At 59.2% G+C, this 2905-nt stretch carries 5 protein-coding genes; all 5 read left to right on the plus strand.

Annotation, left to right across the window (positions count from 1 at the left end; all coding sequences use genetic code 11):
• The coding region (locus HV796_RS41405; protein ID WP_175233436.1) for an acetaldehyde dehydrogenase (acetylating) at nucleotides 1-686 on the plus strand (686 nt) is incomplete at its 5' end.
• A gap of 2 nt (nucleotides 687-688) precedes the next feature.
• Nucleotides 689-1714: a 4-hydroxy-2-oxovalerate aldolase gene (gene dmpG / locus HV796_RS41410; protein WP_175233437.1), complete on the plus strand. Its 1026-nt coding sequence runs from the start codon at nucleotides 689-691 to the stop codon at nucleotides 1712-1714.
• A gap of 70 nt (nucleotides 1715-1784) precedes the next feature.
• Nucleotides 1785-2165: a cupin domain-containing protein gene (locus HV796_RS41415; protein WP_175233438.1), complete on the plus strand. Its 381-nt coding sequence runs from the start codon at nucleotides 1785-1787 to the stop codon at nucleotides 2163-2165.
• Between the two features lie 61 nt (nucleotides 2166-2226).
• On the plus strand, nucleotides 2227-2619 hold the full coding sequence (locus HV796_RS41420; protein ID WP_246356371.1) for a carboxymuconolactone decarboxylase family protein: 393 nt from the start codon (nucleotides 2227-2229) through the stop codon (nucleotides 2617-2619).
• A partial coding sequence (locus HV796_RS41425; protein ID WP_246356372.1) for a thiamine pyrophosphate-binding protein occupies nucleotides 2616-2905 on the plus strand: 290 nt, incomplete at its 3' end. The genes HV796_RS41420 and HV796_RS41425, both read left to right, overlap by 4 nt.

A 2905-nucleotide genomic window follows, 5' to 3' on the forward strand; every position in this document is an offset into this window, starting at 1 on the left:
CCCATGCCAACGCATTTGACATCGTATTCGATGCGACGTCGGCGTACGCGCATGCGCAACATAACGCGTTTTTCTCGGCGGCCGGAAAGTTCGCGATCGACCTGACGCCGGCTCGTGTCGGCGCGATCTGCGTGCCTTCGATCAACCTGGGCGAAATCGGGGCAGCGCAAAACATCAACCTGATTACCTGCGGCGGTCAGGCGAGTTTGCCGCTGGTTCATGCGCTCAAGAATACGACGCGTCAGATCGACTACATCGAAGTGGTATCGACCATTGCCGCGGCGAGCGCCGGACTCGCCACGCGCGAAAACATCAATCAGTACCTTCTGACGACCGAACATGCGTTGTCGCGCTTTAGCGGCGCGAAGGATGTCAAGGCGATTCTGAATATCAATCCGGCCGAGCCGGGCGTGTCGATGCAAACGACGATCTACGCGTACGCGTCATTTGACGATTTCGATGCGATCGAGCATGCAATCGAAGAGGCGGCGGAATCGGTTCGCCAGTACGTGCCTGGATTCGACATCGTGCTGAGCCCGGTGCTCGATGCGGGCAGGATCACCGTTAGCGTGACGGTGCGTGGTAGCGGCCACTATTTGCCGCAATACGCCGGCAACCTGGACATTATCAATTGCGCCGCAATCGCGGTGGCAAAGAGCAGACACGAGACTTTCGCGAGTCAATGATCATGACGAACACCATCATCCTGAGCGACGCAACCTTGCGTGACGGCAACCATGCGGTTCGCCATCAGTTGACGACCGAGCAGATCGCGAACTACGCAAGCGCGGCGGAGCAAGCCGGTATCGATATCGTCGAAGTCGGGCACGGCAATGGCATGGGCGCGTCGTCTTGCCTGCTCGGCAAAGCGACCGGCACGGATACGGAACTGCTGGCGGCGGCGCGCGCGCATTTGCGGGATTCGAAGCTGTCCGTGCACTTCATCCCCGGCTTCGGGAAGACCACCGATATCGAACGCGCGCTCGAAGTAGGCGTGGACGTCTTCCGCATCGCGTCGCACTGCACTGAAGCGAATATCACGCGGCAATACATCGAGCACGTCAAACGCGCGGGAAAGACCGCATACGGCGTACTGATGATGTCGCACATGGCGGATGCGGACGAACTGCTGAAACAGTCCCGCCAGATGCAGTCGTATGGCGCCGATGCGATCGTCCTGATGGACAGTGCGGGCTTTTCAACGCCTGATCTCGTCACGGAGAAGGTCGCGCGACTGGTCGACAATCTTTCGGTGGAAGTCGGATACCACGCTCACAACAACCTTGGGCTCGCGGTGGCGAACTCGATTGTCGCGGTACAGGCCGGTGCGACGATGCTCGACGCCTGTGTGAGAGGTTTTGGTGCGGGTGCGGGGAATACCCAGCTCGAAGCGCTCGTTGCGGTACTCGAACGATATGGCTACCGGACCCGAACCGACTTTGCACATACCGCGGCGCTCGCCAGGATAACCGAAGCGTTTCTGCCGGTTCGCACGCCGCATATTTCAATTGCCAATATCACAACGGGTGTATTTGGTCTTTTCTCGGGGTTCGTTCCGCATATCGAACGCCTCGCCACCGAATTGCACATCGACGCTTTTGAACTGTGCGAACGGCTCGCGGCGCGCAAACTCGTGGCGGGGCAGGAGGACGTCATCGTCGAAGAGGCACACCGTATTGCGGCAAAGATCAACAACGCTGCCGCAGTGGCGTGACAGATTATCCCGTGATTCAACGCGGGCCATCGAACTGACATCGAGCCATCATCGGGCCCGGAGACCCATCATGACCCGCAAGAACGCCGCAACCCATCATGTCTGGAGCGAGCTCCACACGAAGATACTCGACCCGAAGATCACGCAGGAGATCATTCAGGGTAATGACATGATGCTGTCGCGGCTGACCTTGAAAGCAGGGGCGCAGGTCAGCCGACACGCGCATCCGAACGAGCAGTTCACCTGCATTCTCGAAGGTGCGCTTGAATTCCGGATGGGTCAGGACCTTGAGCACTCGGCGACGGTGAGAGCCGGCGAGGTGTTGCATATTCCGGCTAACGTCCCGCATTGCGCATTCGCGCTGGAAGATACGATCGATCTCGACATCTTCACGCCGCCGCGTGAAGACTGGCTGCAGCCCGGCGGCGAGGATTACTTCAGAAAGCGCTGAACGTGGTCGACGTGGCGGTGCGGGAAACGGACATCTGAAACTGTGAATGAGGATTGGCATCGTGAAACAGGAAAATGCGGGCAATGCAGATCACGTCGCGGCGGGGCAAAGGGAACTCGACACCGTGTACCACCCCGCGCACGCGGCGTGGCTCAGACAGTTGAAGTCGTTTTGCCCGGACTACTTCTCAATTATTGAAGAGTTCGGGCTTGGCAATCTGTGGCAAAGACCGTTGCTCTCGGCGCGGGAGAAAGAACTCATTGTCTTTTCGACGCTGATTACACAGGGCGACGCGGAGATTCAGATTCGGCAGCACGTTCATACCGGATTGAAACGCGGTATGCGCGTCGAAGAAATGCTTGAATGCGTTATTTTGCTGGCGGTGTATATCGGTGTGCCGCGCACGCTGACGGCTATCCACATCATCAAGTCGGAACTGGAGAGCATGCAATGAAAGTCGCCGACGCGATTGTCGGTGTGCTGCGCGAGGAGGGCATACGGCATGTCTTCTGCGTGCCGGGCGCGGCAATCGATCCGCTGCTGGAAGCGCTGTCGCGTCAGCAAGATGTGCTGCCTGTGGTGTGCGCCCACGAGGCGGGCGCCGCGTTTGCCGCGGACGGCTACAGTCGCGCGAGCGGCCGGTTTGGTGTGTACGCAACCACCAGCGGTCCGGGCTTCACGAATACGCTGACCGCATTGGCGACCGCTTACACGGACCGATCGGCTGTGCTCGCGTTGTC

Source organism: Paraburkholderia humisilvae (assembly GCF_902859855.1).
Taxonomy (GTDB): domain Bacteria; phylum Pseudomonadota; class Gammaproteobacteria; order Burkholderiales; family Burkholderiaceae; genus Paraburkholderia; species Paraburkholderia humisilvae.

What these genes read in the sequence shown, in the direction of transcription:
- dmpG (WP_175233437.1), top strand. Translation starts at nt 689, where the DNA reads ATGACGAACACCATCATCCTGAGCGACGCAACCTTGCGTGACGGCAAC.
- HV796_RS41415 (WP_175233438.1), top strand. Translation starts at nt 1,785, where the DNA reads ATGACCCGCAAGAACGCCGCAACCCATCATGTCTGGAGCGAGCTCCAC.